The organism is Stenotrophomonas sp. 109824_Sma (assembly GCF_056480025.1).
Genome location: NZ_CM151078.1, coordinates 3,873,376 through 3,893,796 on the forward strand (window position 1 = coordinate 3,873,376; position 20,421 = coordinate 3,893,796).

General features: G+C 66.7%; 22 protein-coding genes. 7 read left to right on the forward strand and 15 right to left on the reverse strand.

Features of this window, described 5'->3' with window-relative positions:
- Positions 1-6 precede the first annotated feature (6 nt).
- The gene (locus ACZK1G_RS18185) at positions 7-1,233 is read right to left on the reverse strand and encodes an acetylornithine transaminase (RefSeq protein WP_049446564.1); all 1,227 of its coding nucleotides are present in this window, start codon (positions 1,231-1,233) and stop codon (positions 7-9) included.
- Between the two features lie 63 nt (positions 1,234-1,296).
- Here ACZK1G_RS18185 and ACZK1G_RS18190 point away from each other — a divergent pair, with 63 nt between their 5' ends.
- Positions 1,297-2,169 carry an ion transporter gene (locus tag ACZK1G_RS18190; RefSeq protein WP_014038363.1) on the forward strand — a complete coding sequence of 291 codons (873 nt, stop codon included), beginning with the start codon at positions 1,297-1,299 and terminating at the stop codon, positions 2,167-2,169.
- Positions 2,170-2,231: 62 nt separating this feature from the next.
- Here ACZK1G_RS18190 and ACZK1G_RS18195 read toward each other — a convergent pair whose 3' ends face one another.
- The 3 genes from ACZK1G_RS18195 to ACZK1G_RS18205 form a co-directional block, all read right to left on the reverse strand.
- Positions 2,232-3,173, reverse strand: a complete 942-nt coding sequence (locus ACZK1G_RS18195; RefSeq protein ID WP_014038364.1) for a YiiG family protein — start codon at positions 3,171-3,173, stop codon at positions 2,232-2,234.
- Between the two features lie 160 nt (positions 3,174-3,333).
- Positions 3,334-4,326: a YiiG family protein gene (locus ACZK1G_RS18200; protein WP_049446568.1), complete on the reverse strand. Its 993-nt coding sequence runs from the start codon at positions 4,324-4,326 to the stop codon at positions 3,334-3,336.
- A gap of 93 nt (positions 4,327-4,419) precedes the next feature.
- The gene (locus ACZK1G_RS18205) at positions 4,420-5,238 is read right to left on the reverse strand and encodes an SDR family oxidoreductase (protein ID WP_049446621.1); all 819 of its coding nucleotides are present in this window, start codon (positions 5,236-5,238) and stop codon (positions 4,420-4,422) included.
- A gap of 108 nt (positions 5,239-5,346) precedes the next feature.
- Here ACZK1G_RS18205 and ACZK1G_RS18210 point away from each other — a divergent pair, with 108 nt between their 5' ends.
- Positions 5,347-6,030: a hypothetical protein gene (locus tag ACZK1G_RS18210; RefSeq protein ID WP_049446569.1), complete on the forward strand. Its 684-nt coding sequence runs from the start codon at positions 5,347-5,349 to the stop codon at positions 6,028-6,030.
- Between the two features lie 263 nt (positions 6,031-6,293).
- On the opposite strand, the gene ACZK1G_RS18215 is transcribed toward ACZK1G_RS18210, so the two are convergent.
- The 5 genes from ACZK1G_RS18215 to ACZK1G_RS18235 form a co-directional block, all read right to left on the reverse strand.
- Positions 6,294-6,677 carry a hypothetical protein gene (locus ACZK1G_RS18215; RefSeq protein ID WP_478447746.1) on the reverse strand — a complete coding sequence of 128 codons (384 nt, stop codon included), beginning with the start codon at positions 6,675-6,677 and terminating at the stop codon, positions 6,294-6,296.
- Entirely contained in the window at positions 6,677-6,811 is a 135-nt protein-coding gene (locus ACZK1G_RS18220; RefSeq protein WP_259337410.1) for a hypothetical protein, read from the reverse strand. Before ACZK1G_RS18220 ends, ACZK1G_RS18215 begins: the two co-directional genes overlap by 1 nt.
- Positions 6,808-7,005, reverse strand: coding sequence for a hypothetical protein (locus tag ACZK1G_RS18225; RefSeq protein WP_014038369.1), 198 nt, complete (start codon positions 7,003-7,005; stop codon positions 6,808-6,810). Before ACZK1G_RS18225 ends, ACZK1G_RS18220 begins: the two co-directional genes overlap by 4 nt.
- A gap of 183 nt (positions 7,006-7,188) precedes the next feature.
- Positions 7,189-7,695, reverse strand: a complete 507-nt coding sequence (locus tag ACZK1G_RS18230; RefSeq protein WP_101766028.1) for a DUF2867 domain-containing protein — start codon at positions 7,693-7,695, stop codon at positions 7,189-7,191.
- Positions 7,692-8,354, reverse strand: a complete 663-nt coding sequence (locus ACZK1G_RS18235; RefSeq protein ID WP_049446575.1) for a serine/threonine-protein kinase — start codon at positions 8,352-8,354, stop codon at positions 7,692-7,694. Before ACZK1G_RS18235 ends, ACZK1G_RS18230 begins: the two co-directional genes overlap by 4 nt.
- A gap of 85 nt (positions 8,355-8,439) precedes the next feature.
- Between ACZK1G_RS18235 and ACZK1G_RS18240 the strand changes: the two genes are divergently transcribed.
- Positions 8,440-10,434, forward strand: a complete 1,995-nt coding sequence (locus ACZK1G_RS18240) for a bifunctional DedA family/phosphatase PAP2 family protein (protein ID WP_049446576.1) — start codon at positions 8,440-8,442, stop codon at positions 10,432-10,434.
- Between the two features lie 128 nt (positions 10,435-10,562).
- Here ACZK1G_RS18240 and ACZK1G_RS18245 read toward each other — a convergent pair whose 3' ends face one another.
- From ACZK1G_RS18245 to ACZK1G_RS18255, 3 genes are all read right to left on the reverse strand, one after another.
- Positions 10,563-11,141, reverse strand: coding sequence for an LON peptidase substrate-binding domain-containing protein (locus tag ACZK1G_RS18245; RefSeq protein ID WP_049446578.1), 579 nt, complete (start codon positions 11,139-11,141; stop codon positions 10,563-10,565).
- Positions 11,138-12,502, reverse strand: a complete 1,365-nt coding sequence (mpl, locus tag ACZK1G_RS18250; protein ID WP_049446580.1) for a UDP-N-acetylmuramate:L-alanyl-gamma-D-glutamyl-meso-diaminopimelate ligase — start codon at positions 12,500-12,502, stop codon at positions 11,138-11,140. The genes ACZK1G_RS18245 and mpl overlap by 4 nt, the downstream gene beginning before the upstream one ends.
- A gap of 331 nt (positions 12,503-12,833) precedes the next feature.
- Positions 12,834-13,397, reverse strand: a complete 564-nt coding sequence (locus tag ACZK1G_RS18255) for an adenylate kinase (protein WP_014038375.1) — start codon at positions 13,395-13,397, stop codon at positions 12,834-12,836.
- Between the two features lie 136 nt (positions 13,398-13,533).
- Here ACZK1G_RS18255 and ACZK1G_RS18260 point away from each other — a divergent pair, with 136 nt between their 5' ends.
- The 3 genes from ACZK1G_RS18260 (at position 13,534) to ACZK1G_RS18270 (ending at position 16,260) form a co-directional block, all read left to right on the forward strand.
- Complete coding sequence (locus ACZK1G_RS18260) at positions 13,534-14,790, forward strand: 6-phosphofructokinase (protein WP_049446582.1); 1,257 nt, start codon at positions 13,534-13,536, stop codon at positions 14,788-14,790.
- Between the two features lie 165 nt (positions 14,791-14,955).
- The gene (locus ACZK1G_RS18265) at positions 14,956-15,750 is read left to right on the forward strand and encodes a hypothetical protein (RefSeq protein WP_049446584.1); all 795 of its coding nucleotides are present in this window, start codon (positions 14,956-14,958) and stop codon (positions 15,748-15,750) included.
- A gap of 120 nt (positions 15,751-15,870) precedes the next feature.
- Positions 15,871-16,260, forward strand: coding sequence for a DUF488 domain-containing protein (locus tag ACZK1G_RS18270; protein WP_049446624.1), 390 nt, complete (start codon positions 15,871-15,873; stop codon positions 16,258-16,260).
- A gap of 122 nt (positions 16,261-16,382) precedes the next feature.
- On the opposite strand, the gene ACZK1G_RS18275 is transcribed toward ACZK1G_RS18270, so the two are convergent.
- On the reverse strand, positions 16,383-16,886 hold the full coding sequence (locus tag ACZK1G_RS18275; protein ID WP_049446586.1) for a hypothetical protein: 504 nt from the start codon (positions 16,884-16,886) through the stop codon (positions 16,383-16,385).
- A 282-nt stretch (positions 16,887-17,168) separates the two neighbouring features.
- On the opposite strand from ACZK1G_RS18275, the gene ACZK1G_RS18280 reads away from it, so the two are divergent.
- Positions 17,169-19,196, forward strand: a complete 2,028-nt coding sequence (locus ACZK1G_RS18280) for a sodium-translocating pyrophosphatase (protein ID WP_049446588.1) — start codon at positions 17,169-17,171, stop codon at positions 19,194-19,196.
- 78 nt (positions 19,197-19,274) lie between these two features.
- Here ACZK1G_RS18280 and ACZK1G_RS18285 read toward each other — a convergent pair whose 3' ends face one another.
- Positions 19,275-19,994, reverse strand: coding sequence for an energy transducer TonB (locus ACZK1G_RS18285; protein ID WP_101766029.1), 720 nt, complete (start codon positions 19,992-19,994; stop codon positions 19,275-19,277).
- Positions 19,991-20,416, reverse strand: a complete 426-nt coding sequence (gene exbD, locus ACZK1G_RS18290; protein WP_101766030.1) for a TonB system transport protein ExbD — start codon at positions 20,414-20,416, stop codon at positions 19,991-19,993. The genes ACZK1G_RS18285 and exbD overlap by 4 nt, the downstream gene beginning before the upstream one ends.
- Positions 20,417-20,421: the final 5 nt, after the last annotated feature.

Genomic DNA, 20,421 nt, shown 5'->3' on the forward strand with positions numbered 1-20,421 from the left:
ATGGCTTCAGCGCGCAGCGATGAACGCGGCAATTGCCGCGCGCAGGCGCTTCAGGCCTTCGGCCACTTCTTCGTCGGTGATGTTCAGCGACGGCACGAAGCGCAGCACGTCCGGGCCGGCCTGCAGGGTCAGCAGGCCCTGCTCGGCGGCATGGTCAAGGATCGCACCGGCCTGGCCGGCGAAGTCCTTGCTCAGCACCGCGCCCAACATCAGGCCACGGCCGCGCACGTCACTGAACATGCCGAACTCGTCGTTGATGCGGGCAAAGCCATCACGCAGCGCCTTCGACTGGCGGCTGACATTGGCGGCGATCTCCGCCGAGGCCAGCTTGCGCAGTGCCACGCGGGCCACCGCAGCAGCCAGCGGGTTGCCACCAAAGGTGGTGCCATGCGCGCCGAACTGCATGGTCTCGGCCACCTTCGGGCCGGCCAGCATCGCACCGATCGGGAAGCCGCCACCGAGTGCCTTGGCCAGGGTGACCATGTCCGGCACCACGTCGTCCTGCCAGTGCGCGAACAGCGTGCCGGTGCGGCCCATGCCGGCCTGGATCTCGTCCAGCACCAGCAGTGCGTTGTGCTGGTCGCACAGTTCGCGCACGCGCTTGAGGAAGCCGGACTTGGCCGGCATCACGCCGCCCTCGCCCTGGATCGGCTCCAGCATCACCGCCGCCACGTCGCCGGCGGCCATCGCGGTTTCCAGCTGCACCTCATCGTTGAAATCGATGTAGCGGAAGCCACCGGGCAGCGGCTCGTAGCCTTCCTGGTACTTCGGCTGGGCGGTAGCGGTCACCGCGCCCATGGTGCGGCCGTGGAAGCTGCCACGGAAGGTGATGATCACCCGCTTGTCGGCCGGGCGGCCCTGGCTGGAGGCCCACTTGCGGACCATCTTGATCGCCACTTCGTTGGCTTCGGCGCCGGAATTGCACAGGAACACGCGCTCGGCGAAGCGGCTGGCCTTCACCAGCTCCTCGGCCAGGTGCAGCGGCGGCGCGCTGTAGAACACGTTGCTGGTGTGCCAGAGCTTGCCGGCCTGCTCGACCAGTGCGGCCACCAGGTCCGGATCGTTGTGACCCAGGCCACACACGGCGATGCCGGCGGCCAGGTCGATGAACTCACGGCCCTGGCTGTCCCACACGCGGGCGCCCTGGCCTCGCTCCAGAACCACCTGGCGGGGCTTGTAGACCGGCAGGTAGTAGTGCGAAAGGGAGATCAGCGGATCGGTAGCGGCGGTCATGGCAGTCGGCAGGGTTCAGGAATCCCCATTCTCGCGCCGGAACCCCTGCGGCACAATGCGCCCATGCGACCGTTTTCTGCCCCCCAGCTGAACCCCGCCACCGAGACCGGCTGGCGCCGCCGGTGGTTCGACATCATCTACCGCCACGACTCGCGGCCCTCGCGCAATTTCGACCTGATCCTGGTGGTGGCGATCATCGCCAGCATCCTGGTGGTGATGATCGACAGCGTGCAGCACCTGCACGCCGAATGGTCCACCGGCCTGTACATCCTGGAATGGGCCTTCACGATCATCTTCACCGCCGAGTACCTGCTGCGGCTGGCGGTGGTCAAGCGCCCGCTGCGTTACGCGGTGAGCATCTGGGGCATCATCGACCTGCTGTCGATCCTGCCCGCCTACCTGTCGATGTTCATCCCCGGCGCGCAGAGCCTGCTGGTGGTGCGCGCGCTGCGCATCCTGCGCGTGTTCCGCATCCTCAAGCTGACCCGCTACATCGAGGAAAGCGGCGTGTTGATGACGTCGCTGTGGCGCAGCCGGCGCAAGGTGCTGGTGTTCCTGTTCACGGTGATCACCATCACCATCATTGCCGGCGCACTGATGTACGTGATCGAGGGCCCCGAACACGGCTTCACCAACATCCCGGCCAGCATGTACTGGGCAGTGGTGACCATGGCCACGGTCGGCTTTGGCGACATCGTGCCGCAGACCGTGCTCGGCCGCTTCGTCACCTCGGTGCTGATCCTGATCGGCTACAGCATCATCGCCGTGCCCACCGGCATCTACACCGCCGAACTGGCCAGCACCATGCGCGAAGCCGAGCTGGCCGCACGTCGGGATTCCCGCGGCTGCCCGCACTGCGGGCTGGAAGGGCATGAACCGGATGCGCGCCACTGCCGCAAGTGCGGGGGTGAGCTGCCGGATGCGTTCAGCCATTGAGGCAGATGCCGGCCAGCGGCCGGCACTACCCTCGGTAGATCCACGCCATGCGTGGATCCTCCTCAACGCATGCGGTTGCTGGTGGTCACCAGGTCGTTGTAGGCATCCAGAATCGTCGACTGCGCCCCCTCAGGATCGGTGGTGAGCCAGCTGCCCGATGCCTTGCGCTCGGCCGCCAGCGCATCGGCGGTGATCGGCTTGCCCTGCTCCAGGCGCTCGAGACCGCGCCCGGCCGTGCGTACCAGCTTGTCAGCCGAGCGCTGCACATGGCCCCACATCGGGTCGTCCTTGCCGACACCACCATTCTGGATTTCCGTCACCAGCGCCTGATAGTCGGCCAGCTGGCCGCGCAATGCCGCCACATCCGGTGCGTCGCCCTGGAACGCCATCGCCAGCTGCTTGCCGTCACCGACAAGGCGCAGATGGTAATACGCCAGCGAGCGGCCCTCGCGTTCCTCGATCTGCTTCAGCTGCGCGGCGCGACGATCGTTCTCGTTCTTTTCCAGCGCCGCATCCATCGCTTCGCTGGCCTTGAAGAAATCAGCATAGGCCTGCATCAGCGGGGCATGCTGGCTGCGCATCCCTTCACCACCATCGCGACGATAATCTTCGCGGGTGAAATAGCCATCAGCGCGCTCGACCAGGGTGTTCAGTGCCTGGAACGCCTGCTGGTACTGCCGCGCGGGCGCATCCAGCGAGGTAGCAGGCGTCTTTGCCAGCGCATCGGTCAGCGGCTGGCCGCAGTACTCGACGCGGTGCGACAACACCTTGCCAGGTGAGCGCGGCTGCGCTTCCTTGCCGGTCGGCCCCGCCTTGGGGTCCTTCATCCAGCCCGTGTAGGTCTGGAAACCTTCGTGGATGGGCTGTTCGACGCCGTTGTAGCACTCGATGTAGGCGTTGATCTTTTCCAACCCCGGATCGGCAACAGCCAGGCCTGCCGGGTTGTTGCAGCCGGCCAGCGCGCCGAGCAGGAGGACAGGAATCAGGCGTGTGGATGCGTTCAAATCAGTTCCTTGCACAAGTGAAAACTGCAGGCATCGTCATGCATGGCGCAAGAACGCGCTCCAGCACCTCGCCAAGGTGCTGGCATTCAGGGCCACGCGATGCGTCATGCCGCAATCAACCTGCTCGATTGCGACAAAAATGATTCGCTGAACACTCCGCTTACTGGCGGTTGCTCTGGAAAACGAGCGTGTTGTATTCCTGCATCAGCTTGTTGGCAGAGCCGCGCGGCGCCATCGACGGCGAATCAAGCATGCGTCGTTCGAAATCGCTGTAAGGCTTTTTCTCACTGACGCGCTGCAGCCGCTCCTTGCCCTCGCGTCGGAAATTCTCGGCCCCACGTTCGAAGCCTTCCCAGTCCGACTTGCCCGGTTCCTGGTCGGCAACCTTGGCGTGCGCTTCATCGGAAATGCGGTTGAAGGCATCCAGGCGCTCGCGGGCCTTGGCCTGATCAAACGCGTCCTCGGTCATCAGCTCCACGATGGCCTTGGCTTCCAGCATCATTGCCAGACGGTAGTACTCGCGCGTGCGCCCCTCGGCCTGCTCCAGCGCCTTGAGCTGCTCGCGCTGGGCAGCATCGTTCTGGCGCTCCAGCTCGGCATTGAACGTTTCGCTGGCAACCACGAAATCCTTGAAGGCGGCCATCAAGGGCGCGTGCAGCTGCTTGCCCTTGGCAAACTGGTCGTCTTCGTAGTCCTGGCGATCGTAGTAGTCGTGGGCGTCCTTGCTGAGCGGCACCAGCGCCTTCAGCACCTGCTGGTAATGGCTGGCAGCGGCATCGAGATCGGCCAACGCCGGCTTGGCAGCAATCGCCTCGGTCACCGGGGCGTCGCACTGCTTCATGTCGTAGTCGCTGATCTCGAACGGCCCGTACACATGCGTCTCGCGACCGGTCGGGCCGGCCTCCACGTCCTTGATCCAGCGCGTGTAGGACTGGATGCTGCCATGGGTTTTCGAATCCAGCGCGTTGAAGCAACCGATGTAAGCGTTGAGCTTTGCGGTCAACTGCTGTTGTGCGTCAGACGGCGCCGCGCTGGCGTCCGGCGTGCCGGAGGCAGCGGCGGCGCCCGCAGCTGCGGGGGCCTTGCCACCGCAGGCGGTCAGGATCAACGACAGCGAAGCGGCCAGCGCCGCGACGGAAAGAGTGCGTGACATGAGCTCACATCCCTGTTGAAAACGATTACAGCCGCGCATTCTAGCGCAGCAGGCCGAGGGTCGCAGCCCTCGGCCTCATCCCGCGGCGCGCGCTCAATCCAGGAACAGATCCGGCAGCAACGGCCGCGACGGATCCACTGCATAGCCGGACAGATCGGTGACACCGGCCTGCGCCAACACTTCATCGTCGATCAGGAACTGGCCATGGAAGCCGGCCGCTTCACGCACCAGCACCGCGTGCGCGGCGTCGGCCATGATCTGCGGCGTACGGCAGCCGGCCGCATCCACGCCCGGAATCATGTTGATCGCATCCGTGGCGATCACCGTGCGCGGCCATAGCGCGTTCACCGCCAACCCCTGCGGGCCGAATTCCGCGGCCAGGCCGAGCGTGACGAAGCTCATGCCCATCTTCGCCAGCGTGTAGCCGGTATGCGCGCCCCACCACTTGGGCTCCAGGCTCGGCGGCGGCGCCAGGGTGAGGATGTGCGGGTTCGGCGCCTGCAGCAGGTACGGCAGGCAGGCCTGCGCACACAGGAAGCTGCCACGCGAATTGACCTGCTGCATCAGGTCGAAGCGCTTCATCGGCGTATCCAGCGTGCCACGCAGCCAGATCGCGCTGGCGTTGTTGATCAGGATGTCGATGCCACCGAAGGTGTCGACCGTGGCCGCAACTGCGGCCTGTACCTGCTCCTCCTCGCGGATGTCGCACTTCAGCGCCAGCCCCTGGCCACCGGCGGCGGTAACGGCCTCGGCCGCGGTGTGGATGGTGCCCGGCAGCTTCGGGTTCGGCACCGACGACTTGGCCGCGATCGCCACGTTGGCCCCGTCGCGCGCAGCGCGCAGTGCGATGGCCAGGCCGATGCCGCGCGAGGCACCGGTGATGAAAAGGGTTTTGCCCTGCAGACTGCCCACGTTCCACACTCCAGCGTATGCAATGAGCCGCTAGTATGCCGCGCCGACGCGGAGTTCACCCGGCCTTGACGATACTCGGGCCTCCAGTCAACGCACGAGGTCCACGCCATGCGCCGTTCCCGCCTGCTGCTGCCTGCCCTGGGGCTTGCCCTGCTGACCGCCTGCCAGGGCCGTTCGCCGGAACCCGGCAAGGAGCCGCCTGCCGGTGACGCGCCCAGCGCAGAGAAGGCCGCCGCCGACGGCAAGCTGCGCTGGAGCGAGGCAGTGGTGTGGGATGGCGACCTCAACGCCTGCCGCCAGGGCGAGAATGCGGCCACCCGCGAGTGCCTGCGCGATGCGATGCGCGCCGGTGGCGCCAGCGCCGATGCGATCACCGCCGCCGAACAGTTGTCCACCGGCGGCGAGCTGGCCTATGTGACCGCCTGGCACGAGAACGAGGGCCTGGGCGTGGCCACGGTCGAATACCCGTTCCGCGCCAACACCAACGAGGGCACCCGCCTGGTCGACGCCACCGGCAAGCGCATCGATGTGGATGCCGTGCAGTTGGATGACACGCTGCGCGCCGACCCGGGCGTGCAGGAACTGCTGAAGGCCAACCCGCAGGCCACGCCGTTCGCACCGGCGCAGTCGGCCGGGGCCACGCCACTGGAGGACGGCGGCATCCGCCTGCTGTACCGCACGCCGCTGCGCGACTGCCACGCCTGCCCGGATGTGGGCCAGCTGCAGATCGCCTACGACTTCGATGCCAAGCGCAACTTCATCGGCCAGCAGGTGGTGCCGGCAACGCCGTAAAGCGTTGAGCGTCGCGATGCTGTGATCGCCGGGCCATGCCCGGCGACATCGACCGAGCGGACCATGGATATTGGCTTTCCCCTGACCAAAAGCCGAACGACGACCAGAGCGGCAGTACCTCATATTTCGCGACGGAGAGAATCAAAGGGATCGTCGATAGAATGATTCAGTCGCCAACCGGCTTTCAATTACCGATCTAACATAGGTAGCACGCGCTTTGCCGGACTGTGAGTACTCGGCAAAAATCGCCATTGCCTCAGACCTCATCTCGGCGCCACCGGTGGTCGTAAATACGAAAAATGAAGGCTCAAGATAACCAACAGTCTCTCGCATGAATCGCTTGCACTCATCAAGCGGAAAATCCGCGGCGTAATCCGCCCAATCGATATAGCGCCTCCAGAAAGCAGGCGCCCCCCCCATTCCCCGCACCTCTCATCAACAAAGAGCTTCAACTCAGAGAGCATGTCGGCGCATGCGTCTACAGTTTCGTCATCTAAATCCAGCGAAGCAACGCGACCGGGATCAACTGCCTGCCAACAAAAAACCATAAAGTCTGCAACAAAGTCCTCTTCACAGCCTTCGAAGAAATTGCTCTTGTACCAAGCAATAGTTTTCGCCACATCAGCCAATTCATCAAAATCAATCATCATCTCATCTTTCCGGCGGCTCCCTCGATGTTGGCGTTGAAGCTTCCAATCCCCACCAGATCCACCTCGACGCTGAAGCGACGCCGCATCTGCACAGGCAGTGCGTTGTTGCCGGGAACGCTGACATCGGTCACGGAAATTCGGTCTTGCCGTTGTAGAGGCTGACACTCTCACCAAAGAGATCGTCCTTCAGCGCGGTCAGATTCTGTGCGGACTCGATGAGCTTGCGATACTCCTGATACGGCTGGACCGCCGAGACCGTTCCCGCACCCACACACAGCACCAGCACCGCAACTGCGCGGTACTGCCAAGTAGAAATTCGACTCACAGCATTCCCCTCGCGTCCGCATGCGAGCCCGCGCAAGGGCGGCGTGACGACGCTTCCATGCGACTCCCTCGCTCTCGATTCTAGGTGAGTGCCACAAGCAGATGAAAGGTGTTTTCAGCGCCAATTATCCGGCGTCTGTGCACAACCATTGAATTGCGAACAGCATCCACGCATGGCGTGGATCTACCGGTACAACCGCACCTGCTTCTCCAGAAGATGCGGCACGATCAGCCGATGCACGGGTGCGACCGGCAGCATGTACACGCGCCCGAACGCGTTGTGCGTATGCACCACCGTCGCCACCTCCAGCACGTCGCCCTGCCACTGCAGGGCCAGCTGCACACGCAGATGGCGGTCGTCGTCTTCCAGCACGATGGCATCATCGTCCAGCGACTGCAGGGTGAAAATGCCCAGCCGCTGGCCCGGTTGAGGATCCTCAACATCCTGCACCGCTCGCAACGAGCCCAGGTGCTTCATGCCGAGCAGGCGCATGCCGTGGTTGCGCAGCGCCATCAATCCGTCGAACCAGCCGGGAATGGTCGCTGCCATGTCGCGATAGGCCTGCAAGGCCGAGCGCCCATCGCGACGGGTCGTCGCCTGGCAGGCGTGCACGAAGTCGGCGCCGGCCAGCTGTGGGCGCAGGACGCTGCCCGCGCTCGGCGGGCCGGTCACCACCTGCGCAGGGCTCACGGCTTCGGCCCCTGCCCCTCGTTGTCTTCCCAATGCAGGATGCGGCGGGTGACGAAGCGGTAGACCGGCTTGCCGGTGGCGAACCACAGTTCGCGCACCCACGAGGTGCGCTTGAGTACGCGCTTTTCCACCGGGGTGAGCGACTCGCGGCAATACATGCGCTTGTGCTTGAGGAGATGGCGCAGGTCCTCGCGGGCGAGCAGGCGCATCCAGCGCGAGCGCGGGTTGCCGATCACCGCCAGTTGGAAGTCGATCAATGCCGGGCGGCCATCGTCGGTGACCAGCCAGTTGGCTTCCTTGGCCAGATCATTGTGTGCCACGCCATTGCGATGCAGCTGCTGCAGCAGGCGACGCGCGGCGCGGAACCAGGCCAGGTCACCGCGTGGCGGACGCTGGTACATGGCATCGCCGGCCATGAAGCTGCGGTCGAGATGACGGCCATCCCACGCCAGCAGCTGCGGCACATCGGGCATGCCGTGGATGTGGCGCAGCGCGCGTGCTTCGCGGCGGGCCAACCACCAGGCCGGCAGCCGCAACCACAGCGGCGTCGCGCCCAGATCACGGCGTACGAAGGGGCCGGCAGGCCCTTCCACAAGGAGGATGCGACCGAAGCTGTCGGCCTTCAGGGCGTGCGAGGGCGTGTCTGGCGAATGCGGCATGTGCCCATTCTAGGCGATGGCGCCCGTTGCAAACGGTCACGAAGCGGCTGGGAACCAGTCACCTTCACGCCCCTATAATCGGGCAATGGACTCTTCATGGATCGACGCCACCCTCGCGTGGATTGCCGCTCACCCCGTGCTGGCGGGTGCCGTTATCTTCCTCATCGCCTTCTGCGATGCGGTGATCATTCTCGGTGCCATCGTGCCGGCCCTGCCGCTGTTGTTCGCAGTGGGCGTGTTCATCGGCCTGGGCCAGATCTCCGGGCCGTATGCGGTGGCGGCGGCGGCACTGGGTGCGTTCGCTGGTGATGGCATCAGCTACTGGATCGGCCGCCGCTGGGGCGACCGCCTGCGTGGCGTGTGGCCGTTCAGCCGCTACCCGCAGCTGCTCGACCGCGGCGAGAACCTGTTCCGCCGCAATGCCTTCAAGAGCATCCTGATCGCACGCTACGTCGGCGCCATCCGCCCGTTCGTGCCGGCCATCGCCGGCATGATGAAGATGCCCGCCAGCCGCTACATGCAGGCCAGTGGTATCGCCAGCATTTCGTGGGCGGTGCTGTTCCTGGCACCGGGCTGGGTGCTTGGCGAGGCCTACGACGCGGTGGCTGCGGTGGCCGGGCGACTGGTGGTGGTGGTGGGCCTGCTGGCGGTGATTCTCGGCCTGGTCTGGGCCATCGTGCTGTACGGCTACCGCTGGTCGGCCGCGCGCATGGACAACTGGCTGGCGCGCCTGCTGGACTGGTCCAACCGCCACCCGACACTGGGCCGCTATACCGTCGGTGTGCTGGACCCGAAGCGCCGCGAGTCGGTGCCGCTGGCGATGCTGGCATTGATGCTGCTGGTGCTGGGCTGGGGCTGGTTCGCACTGCTGACCGTGGTGGTCGCGCACGGTGAACCGCTGGCGATCGACCTGCTGGTGCACCAGGCCATGCTGGCGCTGCGGAATCCGCTGGCCGATTACCCGATGGCCGCGCTGGCGTCGCTGGGCGCCTGGCAGGTACTGCTGCCGGCCACCGCGGCGGCGATGGGCTACCTGATCTGGCGCCGGCGCTGGATGGCGGCCGCGCACTGGCTGGCCGCCCTCGCCTTCGGCCTGGCATTGACCATGCTGCTCGGTGCCACCGTTGATGTGGTGCGACCGATCGATGCCAGCAGTGGCTTCGGCTTCCCGTCGGTGTCGGTGACCATGGCCACCATCACCTTCGGCTTCTTCGCGGTGCTGATCGCCCGCGAGATGCCGGGCCGCACCCGCGTCTGGCCGTACCTGGTGTCGGGCATCGTGGTCAGCCTGATCGGTTTCTCGCGCCTGTACCTGGGCGCGCATTGGCTCAGCGATGTGATCGGCGGCATGCTGTTCGGCACGTTCTGGCTGCTGGTACTGGGCATCGCCTACCGCCGCCGCTTCAACCGCTCGTTCTGGGTGAAGCCGGTGGCCTGGCTGTTCTACGGCGTCTTCGCCGTCGCCGCGATGTGGTACGCACCGCGCCATATTCCGGTGAAGCTGGAACGCTTCGAGCCGACCCTGCCGGCCCCGCAGGCGATGGACATGCAGGCCTGGTGGCAGCACGACTGGGCGAAGCTGCCGGCGCGCCGCAACGAGTTCGACGACGACCAGCGCTGGCCGCTGGACGTGCAGGTGGCGGGCCCGCTGGCGCCGCTGCAGGCGCAGCTGGAAGCACGCGGCTGGAAGCGGCAGGAACAGGCCGGCTGGCAGGAGGCGCTGCTGATGCTGGACAAGAACACCGGTGCCGACGAACTGCCGGTGCTGCCGGCCACGCTGGAAACGCGCGTGGAAGCGCTGCTGATGGTGCGCCAGGGTGCGAAGCCGGATGAGCGCTATGTGCTGCGCCTGTGGCCGGCGCCGGCCCAGCTGCAACCGGGCAACACGCCGCTATGGCTGGGCAGCGCGCAGACCCTGCGCTACGAGCGTCATTTCGAGTGGATCGGCATGTGGCACCCGCTGCGTGGCGTCGATCCGGCGCTGAACGCGGTGAAGGACGCCGTGCAGGACCTGCCGCAGCGCGAGGATGTGCACAGCGAAACCGGGTTGCCGGTGCTGCGGTTGAAGACCATGCGGTGATGGAGCCGGCGCTCCTCTGGTAGCCGCCAACCTTGGTTGGCGCTTCGGATGAAAGCTGCCAACCAAGGTTGGCATCTACCGGTTCCGCTGCGCTCTGGTAGTGGCCAACCTTGGTTGGCGTTTACCTGCTACGGCATCCAGCCCAGCAACTGCTGCAGGCGCTGGTGCGGGTCGTCCATCTGCAGCAGCTGCAGGCGCTGCTGCTCGCTCAGCGGCAACAGCTCGGCCAGCCGCCAGCCGACCCAGCTGGCCTGGTCCAGCAACGCCGGGTTGGCCGGCGCATAGGCCTCGCCGGCCTGTTCGATGATGTGCCCCAGCACCGTGGCCAGCAGCGCGTGCTGCGGCCGCAGTTCGTCGTCGGGGTCTTCCTCGCACCAGCGCACGTCGGCCACCACCAGGCCGTTGTCGCGCACGCGGGTATGCTCGACGTGGAAACGGCGGGTTCCGCGCAGGCGCAGCTGCAGCACGCCATCGGCGCCGACATCGAAGTCTTCGATGCGCACCTGCACGCCATAGGCCGCCGGTGTCGCTGGTGCGCCGACTTCCTCGCCATCGAGGATCAGGCAGACACCAAACCCCTCACCACTGCGGCCGCTGTCGCGGACCAGGTCCAGATAGCGCCGCTCGAATACGCGCAGGCCCACCGCCGCACCCGGTACCAGCGTGGTGTGCAGCGGAAACAGCGGCAGCAGGCTGTCGACGCTCATCGGGCCTGCAGCGCGGCGAGGAAGCGGCGCGGGGCGCCGTCGAAGCCACCGTTGGACATGAACACCACGTGGTCGCCGCTGCGCACGCTGGACTGCAGCTGCGCCAGCAATGCGCCGGTGTCCGGCACTGCGTGCGCCTCACCGCGCACCGCGGCGATCACCGCAGCGGCATCCCAAGCCAGTTCCGGGCGATGCAGGAAGACGACTTCATCGGCCAACGCCAGCGACGGTGCCAGCGCCTGCGCATGCGCGCCCAGCCGCATCGAGTTGCTGCGCGGTTCCATCGCGACCACGATGCGCGCATCGCCCACCTTGGCACGCAGGCCTTCCAGCGTGGTGGCGATTGCGGTCGGGTGATGGGCGAAATCGTCGTAGACGGTGATGCCGTCATGGCTGCCGATCACTTCCATGCGGCGCTTGACGCTGCGGAAGCGCGCCAGCGCCGGAATCACCTCGGCCGGCGCCACGCCCACTGCATGCGCGGCGGCCAGCGCGGCGAGCCCGTTGAGCACGTTGTGGCGGCCCAGCAGCGACCACTGCACGTCGCCCAGCGCCTGCCCACGATGGTGCACGCGGAACGCGCTGCCATCGGCGACCAGCAGTTCGGCATGCCATTCCAGCGACGGATCGAATCCGAAGCGCTCGACCGGGGTCCAGCAGCCCATCGCCAGCACTTCGGCCAGATGCTGATCCTCGCCGTTGACGATCAGGCGGCCACGCGCCGGCACCGTACGCACAAGGTGGTGAAACTGGCGCTGGATCGCCGCCACGTCCGGGAAGATGTCGGCGTGGTCGTATTCAAGATTGTTGAGGATGGCCACCAGCGGCCGGTAGTGCACGAACTTGCTGCGCTTGTCGAAGAAGGCAGTGTCGTACTCATCGGCCTCGACCACGAACTCGCGGCCCTGGCCCACGCGGGCGGAGACACCGAAATCCTCGGCGACGCCGCCGATCAGGAAGCCCGGTGATCGCCCGGCGCTTTCCAGCAGCCAGGTAAGGATGGTGGTGGTGGTGGTCTTGCCGTGGGTGCCGGCCACGGCCAGCGTGTCGCGCCCCGGCAGCACCTGCTCGGACAGCCACTGGGCGCCGGAAATGTAGCGTTGGCCGGCATCGAGCACGGCCTCGACCGCGGCATTGCCGCGCGACAGCGCGTTGCCGATCACCACCTCGTCGGTGCCGGCCGGCACGCTGTCGGCGCGGTAGCCCTGGTCCAGGGTGATGCCCAGCTGTTCGAGCTGGGTCGACATCGGTGGGTAGATGGCCTGGTCGCTGCCGCTGACCGAGTGGCCCAGTTCCCGCGCCAGGGCGGCCACGCCGCCCATGAAGGTGCCGGCGATTGCAAGGATATGTACGCTGCTCATGACCGAGGATTGTGACCGATGACTGCTGTATAGGGCCAATGTCCGATCCCGGGTAAGACAACCCCTACACGGGATGTGAGAAAACTCCAATCAGCTGTCAGGGAATTCCCGATAGCGATGTTCTGTGAACCCGGACACAATTCGAACTGCCAGCCGCAGTACCCGAACCGGTCCTACTCCCCAAGAGGCCATCCCCAAGGGAGCTCATGCTGCGGGGCCCTGAGCAAGCCCTTCGCTGGCGCCTATCAAACGACACAGGCCTGATCCTCGCGGACCAGGCCTGTGTTTTTTTGCGCCCGATGAGCCGGCAGTTCGCGCCGGCCCAGCCGGATCAGGCCTTGATCGCCGCCAGGATGCGGGCTTCGATCTCGTCCAGCTCACCGACGCCATCGACGCGGGCCAGGGTGCCACGGCCGGCGTAGAAATCGACCACCGGGGCGGTCTGGTCGTTGTAGACCTGCAGGCGCTGGCGCACCGCTTCCGGATTGTCATCGGCGCGGCCCTGCTCCTTGGCACGACCAGCGATGCGGTCGACCAGCAGCTCGGTGGCCACGTCCAGCTGCACCACGGCATCCAGCGGCTGGCCGATCTTGGCCAGCAGGCCGTCCATCGCATTGGCCTGGGCCACATTGCGCGGGTAGCCATCGAGGATGAAGCCCTTGGCGACATCAGCCTGGGTCAGGCGCGACTCCAGCATGCCCAGCAGGATGTCGTCCGACACCAGGTTGCCGGCATCCATCACCGTCTTGGCCTGCTTGCCCAGCTCCGTGCCGGCGGCGATTTCCGCGCGCAGCATGTCACCGGTCGAAATGTGGGCGATCCCCAGCTTTTCCTTCAGGCGCGTCGCCTGTGTCCCCTTGCCCGAACCGGGCGGTCCCAACAGAACCAATCGCATTGACCTGACTCCAACGTGTTGAAAACAAAGAAGGTTCGCGTCCCGGACGGTCCGGTATCGCTGCACCGCAATAGCGCCACTTTACCGCATCCGGGTAATGTCCCTGCAATGTCCCCTCCCCCGAGCAGGTAGCAGCATGCGCAACGGTACTCTCCTTTATGCCCAGTCCGGCGGTGTCACCGCCGTCATCAATGCCACGGCGGCAGCGGTGATCGAGCAGGCGCGGGCCAAGGGCATCAAGGTCCTGGCCGCCCGCAACGGCATCCTCGGCGCCCTGCGCGAGGAGCTGATCGACACCAGCAAGGAGAGCGCCGCGGCCATCCGCGCGCTGGCCCACACCCCGGGCGGCGCCTTCGGCTCGTGCCGGGTCAAGCTGAAGTCGCTGGACGCCGACCGCGCCCGCTACGACCGCCTGCTGGAGGTGCTGCGCGCGCACGACGTGCGCTGGTTCCTCTACAACGGTGGCAACGATTCGGCCGATACCGCGCTGAAGGTCTCGCAGCTGGCCAAGGCCTCCGGCTACGACCTGACCTGCATCGGCGTGCCCAAGACCATCGACAACGACCTGGCGGTGACCGACACCTGCCCCGGCTTCGGCTCGGCGGCCAAGTACACCGCCGTCTCGGTGCGCGAGGCGGCGCTGGACGTGGCGGCGATGGCCGAGACCTCCACCCGCGTCTTCATCTACGAGGCGATGGGCCGCCACGCCGGCTGGCTGGCCGCGGCCGCCGGCCTGGCGGGCAACGGTGATGACGAAGCGCCGCACATCATCCTGCTGCCCGAGCGCGCCTACGACGAGGCCGCGTTCCTGGCCAGGGTGAAGGCCGTGGTCGAGCGCGTCGGCTACTGCGTGGTGGTGGCGTCGGAAGGTATCGCGACCGCCGATGGCCGCTTCGTCGCCGACGCCGGTGGCGGCAAGGACTCATTCGGCCATTCGCAGCTGGGCGGCGTGGCTGCCCACCTGGCCGCACGGGTCAAGGACCAGCTGGGCCTGAAGGTGCATTGGGCCCTGCCCGACTACCTGCAGCGCTCGGCCCGCCACCTGGCCAGCAAGACCGACTGGGAGCAGGCGCAGGCAGTCGGCAAGGCCGCCGTGCAGCTGGCGTTGAAGGGCCAGAACGGCGTGATGCCGGTGATCGTGCGCAGCAGCGATGCGCCCTATCGCTGGAAGATCGAAGCGGCGCCGCTGTCGAAGATCGCCAACCACGAGAAGAAAATGCCGGCCGGCTTCATCCGCCGCGATGGCTTCGGCATCACCGCCAAGGCACGCGCCTACCTGTCGCCGCTGATCAAGGGCGAGGCACCGCTTCCCTATGGCGCCGATGGCCTGCCGAAGTACGTCACCCTGAAGAACGTGGCGGTGAAGCAGAAGCTGCCGGCCTTCGAAGGCTGAGGTGCACCTGCGCCCTGTGCGGAGCACGGGGCGCATTGCGGCGACCGCCGAAGCACCCCACAATCGGGCTCCGGCCCGGGGCAAAGGGGCCGACGCAAGCCAGATTCGACGCCGCCCGGCCTGCAAGGCCAGGGCCTGTGCTGCCATTCCACAAGGACTGTAACCATGAAGCACCCGATCCTGATCGCCGCGCTGCTGTGCGGTGCTGCCACGCCGGCCTTCGCTGCGACCTGCGAAAGCAACTTCCAGAAGAAGGGCAATCCCTTCGTCGGCACGACCTTCACTTCATCGGTCACCCATCCGGACCTGACCGTGGCCAGTGCCATCGGCCAGATGCGGGTGATCGCCAAGAACGCCAACATGGACGTCCTCAGCGAGGACGTGGAAGGCGGCTCGATGCTGATCGAAGAGCCGGAATCCATGGCCCACAAGCCGATTCCGATGATCATCAGCGCCACCTCCGAAGGCGGCCAGGGCACCGTCGGCATGGTGGTGAAGGTCAACAAGGGCGCCATCGCCCCCGCCGACGGCGTGCGCGAAGAAATGTGCAAGCTGCTCAACCAGATCAAGCCGGGCAAGGCTGGCGAACAGGCGGCCAAGGCCACTCCGCAGGCGTCGGTGGTGACCATTGCCGCCGACCGTTTCGGCTTCCAGCTGCGCAACCAGAACAAGGACAACCCGGCCGCGATCGAGCCACGCTACAAGGGCAAGACCTACGCCATCACCGGTCGCATCACCACCGTGCTGCGCAGTGGCGGCACCTACAACACCAGCTTCGACCTGCCCAGCGATGGCAGCATCGACTTTGAGCGCGTGGCCATTTCCTGCTCGTTCGCAGCCAACCAGGCCGCGTATGCGCTGGCCCTGCGCCCGCGCGAGAAAGTCACGCTGACCGGCGTGGTCGACAATTACGACCAGATCGGCCGCGTGCTGTGGCTGAAGGACTGCCGCGGCAACTGACCGCTGCCGGCTTGAGCGAAGGCCCGGGTGCGCAGGTGCCCGGGCCTTTTCATTCCCGCAGCGGTTCACGCTTGGCGCACGTGCATCGCAGGATGATGGATGCCCCGCCTGGAGATCATCATGGCACTGCGTGTTGTTCGACTGGGTACGCCGCGCCAACCCGGCGAGGGACTGCGTATCGGCACCGTCAGGCGCCCGCCGCGCGGCGTGCCACGCAGCGAGTTCGCCCGACAGGACTGGTACGACGTCTGGTTTCCGACCCTGTCACCCAGCGCGGAGCTGGTGAAGCGGGCGCATGAAGCGAAGACCGCCGCCGACTGGACTGCTTTCTTCCGCCACTACAAGGCCGAGATGAAGGCGCCCGATGCCGCCCACGCGCTGGACCTTCTGGCCGCGATGTCGCAGCACAGCGACATCAGCGTGGGGTGCTACTGCGAGGATGAAGCGCACTGCCACCGCAGGGCATTGCGCGAGCTGCTGGTGGCGCGTGGGGCAAAGCTGGCGGAGTGATGATGGCAGGGTTGCCGGCCAGCGGCCGGCACTACCAGGTTGCCCGCCGGGCATGGCCCGGCACTACCGATGCGCAGCGAAGTAGATCCACGCCATGCGTGGATGCGCGCTACTGGACGGCCTCAATTGCAGGCCTTGCCTTCCATCTGCAGCTCCGCGGCGAACATCGTCACCTGCGGAATCTGGCCGGCCGCCGCCTGCTTCTTCGCCTCTTCCAGATAGATGCGCGACTGGCCCTGCCCATCCAGCTCGACCTTGTTGCTCGACGGCAGGCGCCACACCCGTACCACCGCCTGCTGCGCCGGGCACGCGGCGTTGGGCACGCGGATCACATCATTGAGCTTCCAGCCCTTGTCGGCACTCGGCTGGGCCTTGGTGTAGTCGACAAAGCGTGCACGTGGCTGGCACTGCTCGCTGGTACGCACGGCGGAGAAGCGGTACGGCGCAGCGGCATCGCCGGTGAACGCACCTTCCAGCCGCGCGCAGGCCTCGGGAATCTGCCGCAGCGTATGCACCGCGCCCACGGCCTGGGGGGCGCCCACTGCGCGCTGGAGTTCCGGGGTTTCTGCGGCGAGTGCCGGCACAGCCGGGACCAGGGCGGCGAGCATCAACAGGGACAGGCGCATGGGGGATCTCCTACGGGGCTGTGCGCAGGCTTGCAGAGGCTGGCTTAACGGGGTGCAAAGGCGCATCTATCGAGCAGCCACCGCGCTCGCCGGGCATGGCCCGGCGCTACCATCCGGGCGCAGGTGCACGCATACTGCGGGCACCAGGGAATGCTGAACACCGCCATACGTCGGACGACCACCAAGGTCGGTACGGGTTGGTTCCAGGCTGCAGCCCGTCGTCCCCCTCGTGGTGCCGTTCATCGCCACTGGATGCCTACATCCATTCTGCGGAGGGGTCTAATGCTGGAACGTCACGGGCTGTCACTGGCGCTGGGCTGCGCCATTCTCGCGATCCTGTTCGGAATCGTCTCGGCGCGCTGGATCCTGCGCCAACCCACCGGCAATGAGCGCATGATCGCGATCGCCACCGCGATCCAGGAAGGTGCGCGTGCCTACCTCAACCGCCAGTACCTGACCATCGGCATCGCCGGCGTGGTGCTGTTCGTGCTGGTCGGCATCTTCCTCAGCTGGTACACCGCGATGGGTTTCGCGATCGGCGCGGTGCTTTCCGGCGCCGCCGGCTACATCGGCATGAACGTGTCGGTACGCGCCAACGTGCGCACCGCAGAGGCGGCGCGTCACGGCATCAGCGCGGCGATGGACGTCGCCTTCCGCGGCGGCGCCATCACTGGCATGCTGGTGGTCGGGCTGGGCCTGCTGGGCGTGGCCGGCTACTACGCGGTGCTGCTGCGGATGGGCCTGCCGATGGAACAGGCGTTGCACGCGCTGGTCGGCCTGGCCTTCGGCTCCTCGCTGATCTCGATCTTCGCGCGCCTGGGCGGCGGCATCTTCACCAAGGGCGCCGACGTCGGCGCCGATCTGGTCGGCAAGGTCGAAGCCGGCATTCCCGAGGACGATCCGCGCAATCCGGCGGTGATCGCCGACAACGTCGGTGACAACGTCGGCGACTGCGCCGGCATGGCCGCCGACCTGTTCGAAACCTATGCGGTGACCGTGATCGCCACCATGCTGCTGGGCAGCCTGATGCTGGCCGAGGCAGGCGCCAATGCGGTGCTGTATCCGCTGGTGCTGGGCGGCGTCTCGATCATCGCCTCGATCATCGGTGCGCTGTTCGTCAAGGTGAAGCCGGGCGGTTCGATCATGGGCGCGCTGTACAAGGGCGTGATCGTCTCCGGCGTGCTGGCCGCCATTGCGTTCTACCCGATCACCACCGGGTTGATGAGTGACAACGTGCATGGGCCGATGGCGCTGTACGGCTGCGCGTTGATCGGGCTGGTGCTGACCGGCCTGATCGTCTGGATCACCGAGTACTACACCGGCACGCAGTACAAGCCGGTGCAGCACGTGGCACAGGCATCGACCACCGGCCACGGCACCAACATCATCGCCGGCCTCGGCATTTCGATGAAGTCGACCGCGCTGCCGGTGGTGGCCGTGTGTGCGGCGATCTGGGGTGCGTTCGCGCTGGCCGGCCTGTACGGTATCGCCATCGCCGCCACCGCGATGCTGTCGATGGCGGGAATGATCGTTGCCCTTGATGCCTATGGACCGATCACCGACAACGCCGGCGGCATCGCCGAAATGGCCGAGCTGCCCTCGGAGATCCGCGACATCACCGATCCACTGGATGCGGTGGGCAACACCACCAAGGCAGTGACCAAGGGCTATGCAATCGGCTCGGCGGCGCTGGCCGCACTGGTGCTGTTCGCCGACTACACCCACAACCTGCAGGCGGCCAATCCCGGCCAGGAGTTCCGCTTCGACCTCAGCGACCACACGGTGATCATCGGCCTGCTGATCGGCGGCCTGATCCCCTACCTGTTCGGTGCGATGGCGATGGAAGCGGTCGGCCGCGCGGCGGGTGCAGTGGTGGAAGAGGTGCGGCGCCAGTTCCGCGAGATCCCCGGCATCATGCAGGGCACCGGCAAGCCGCAGTACGACAAGGCGGTAGACATGCTGACCCGCTCGGCGATCCGCGAAATGATCGTGCCGTCGCTGCTGCCGGTGGCGGTACCGGTGGTGGTCGGCCTGCTGCTGGGGCCGCGGGCACTGGGCGGGCTGCTGATCGGCACGATCGTGACCGGCCTGTTCGTGGCCATCTCGATGACCACCGGTGGCGGCGCCTGGGACAACGCCAAGAAGTACATCGAGGATGGGCACTTCGGCGGCAAGGGCAGCGAAGCGCACAAGGCCGCGGTGACCGGCGATACCGTCGGTGACCCGTACAAGGACACCGCCGGCCCGGCAATCAATCCGCTGATCAAGATCATCAACATCGTGGCGCTGCTGCTGGTGCCGCTGTTGTAGATCCACGCCATGCGTGGATGGGATGCCCGATGGGGTCAGAGCCCTTTCCTGCGGAAAGGGATCCGACCCCACGGCTGGTCAACGCCCGCGCAGGAAGAACGACACCGGCACCACCACTTCCACCGGGTCGCCGGCCACTTCGGCCGGCGGCGCCGGTACCGGGCTGGCCCGCTGAACGGTATCCAGAGTCTCCTGGTCGAGCAGCGCGAAGCCACTGCTGCGGCCCAGCGTCAGTGCGGAGACCGCGCCATCGCGGGCCACAGCAAAGCGCACGTAGACCACGCCCTGCTGGCGCAGCCGCTCGGCCTGGCGCGGATAGCGCCGGTGCTTCTGCAGGTGCCCGAGCAGGCGCCCTTCCCAGGTCGCCTCGGCACGACTGCGCTCGCCCGCCGTGGTCTGCGGTGCGGTGTAGCGTGCGGCCGCGTCAGCAGCCACCTGCGGCGGTGCGCTGGTCTGCGCGACATTGGCCTCGGCGGTATCCGGCGACGGCGTTGGCTCCGGTGTACGCGGTGGTGGCAGGTCACCCTGCGGCTGCACCGGCGCCTTGGGCTGTTCACGCACGGCTGGCGTCGGCGCCTGCCGCTGCTGTTGCTGCTGCAGCGGCCCGGTCGCGACCTCGCGCGGCGGCACCGGCGGTGCCTGTGCCATCGGCGCCAGTTCCAGCATCAGCGCCGCAGGTGGGGCCGTCGCAGCCAGCGCCGGTGCGCGCGCCGCCCACCAGCAGGCCGCGCCGATCAACAGCGCATGCACCAGCAGCACGATCGCCAGGCTGGTCGCCCAGCGCCGCAGTCCACTCATCGTGCGCCCTGCTCCAGGCCAACCAGCGCCACCTTCAGGTAGCCCGCTGCACGCAGCGCGTCCAGGGTAGCCATCAGTTCGCCATAGGGCACACGGGTATCGGCACGCAGGAAGATGCGCTGCGCACTATCGCCATGCGTGGCTGCCTGCAAAGCAGCGGCCAGCCCGTCGCGCGCCACCGGCTGCTCGCCAACGCGCACCGACAGATCGGCCTGCACGGTCACGTACACCGGCGCCTGTTCCGGCGGCGTGGCGCTGGCACTACTGGCCGGCAGCTGCACCGGTACCGACACGGTGGCCAGCGGTGCGGCCACCATGAAGATGATCAGCAGCACCAGCATCACGTCGATGAAGGGCGTGACGTTGATTTCGTGCGCTTCTTCCGGTGCATCGTCACGGTCGGACGCGGTCCTGATCGCCATCGTCG